1 protein-coding gene and 1 pseudogene are annotated in these 1,400 nt (G+C 55.9%); both read left to right on the top strand.

All coding sequences use genetic code 11. From position 1 onward, the window contains the following. Positions 1-586 (top strand): DUF3274 domain-containing protein (locus tag DIE13_RS32465; protein WP_260435153.1); only part of this gene is annotated, 586 nt, incomplete at its 5' end. Next, positions 583-1,400, top strand: a pseudogene (locus tag DIE13_RS32460) (virulence factor); the annotation flags it as partial. The gene DIE13_RS32465 and the pseudogene DIE13_RS32460, both read left to right, overlap by 4 nt.

Here is a 1,400-nt window from a genome sequence, read left to right as displayed (position 1 = left end):
AACAAGGCCGATGCGGACAAGCGAGCTGACGATCCCTACGACCAGTACAAAGCAAAGAACGATGACAGCGTTGCGCAAGGCACGGCAGCAACCGAAGCCGGACAGCGCGTTGATGCGGATGGAGGCGCGTCGCACGCTGAATACCGAATGGTTCGATCGCGACGGCCACGTCATTGGCGAGGACGGCAAGAGCGCAATACCCGAAGGCTACAAGGAATGGCGCGACAAGCAGATTGTCGACTGGCTCGATCGTAGTGCGACCAATAGCCCAACCAACCACTCGACGACGATGACCAATCCGGAGCATGCCGAGAAGGCGCTTGCGTATGACGTTGCTGTCGGTCGGTGCTATCTGACAGAGGCGCAACTCAAATCGTTGCGCATTGAGGCGGATTGGCGGATGGGAGACGGCATTCCCGATACGAACCCAAACAAGAAGTACGCCAAGTACTTTGACTCCGGAAATCTGGATCGAATGCCGATGCACAAATGGGTACACGCCAAGGCCAGCGAAGGCACGATTCCCGACGCGATCGTGGACGAACGTGAAGGCCAACTTTATCTGAAGGTCGGGGGTGCCGTATGAGGATGCTGATCGCTACATGGCAGCGGCGTATCGCCATCGCCATATCGGTATGGCTGCTTGCCGCCGTGCTCATCGCCACGCTGATGGCGTATGTAGAACAACCCGATCCGGTACATCTGGAAACAGGAGATTGGATGAAACGATTCGTAGTCTTACCTGCCTTGGCCGCCCTTGCGGTGTTTATGTTCACCACGTCCATGATGCGTCCTGCACAGGCCACGCCCACCCCGGAGCTTGCAGGCAAAGCTGCGCGAACAGCAGAAGAACCGGCGAGGCCATTCTTCGCTCAGGTCGTCGGCCTGATCTGGCTGAATCCACTACAACGTATGGATTACCCGACCGAATGGCAATTATTGTGGGCGCAAGGGCTTACCGCGCCGAACAAGAATGATGACATGGTGCGCACCGAACCAAAGTCCTTTACTACTGTTCAATCGGTAGCAGGTATTGCGTACGGCAACGAAGGCGAAGAGACGTTCAAAGGCTTCTATCACAAGTATGCGAGAAAGTTTTTGCTGTTAATGCGTTCGCGTTATTTCGCCAATGCGAACTATTTCTACACCGTAAAACCCGAGAACTCCAAGGACTGGCGCGAGCTTGCGGGAATACATATCGAGTTCGCGCTACCTCCAAGGCTTGACCCGATCGAAGCCAAGGAATATTTGAGCAACGAGATTGTCGAATACTTCGAAATCGGTCCGCCGTCACCCAAGACGCTTTGGAGCCGCGACACGCCCCCCGATGTGCACATCACCCAAGGCGGTGCGAACGCCGGCTTCACGTCGCTGAACAACGCGCTGGACTACTTGCAGGC

It is taken from the genome of Burkholderia sp. Bp9016, assembly GCF_003857765.1.
Classification (GTDB): Bacteria; Pseudomonadota; Gammaproteobacteria; order Burkholderiales; family Burkholderiaceae; genus Burkholderia.
The sequence above is the reverse complement of the archived record's forward strand: the minus strand, read 5'-3'. Positions and strand labels throughout refer to the sequence as shown.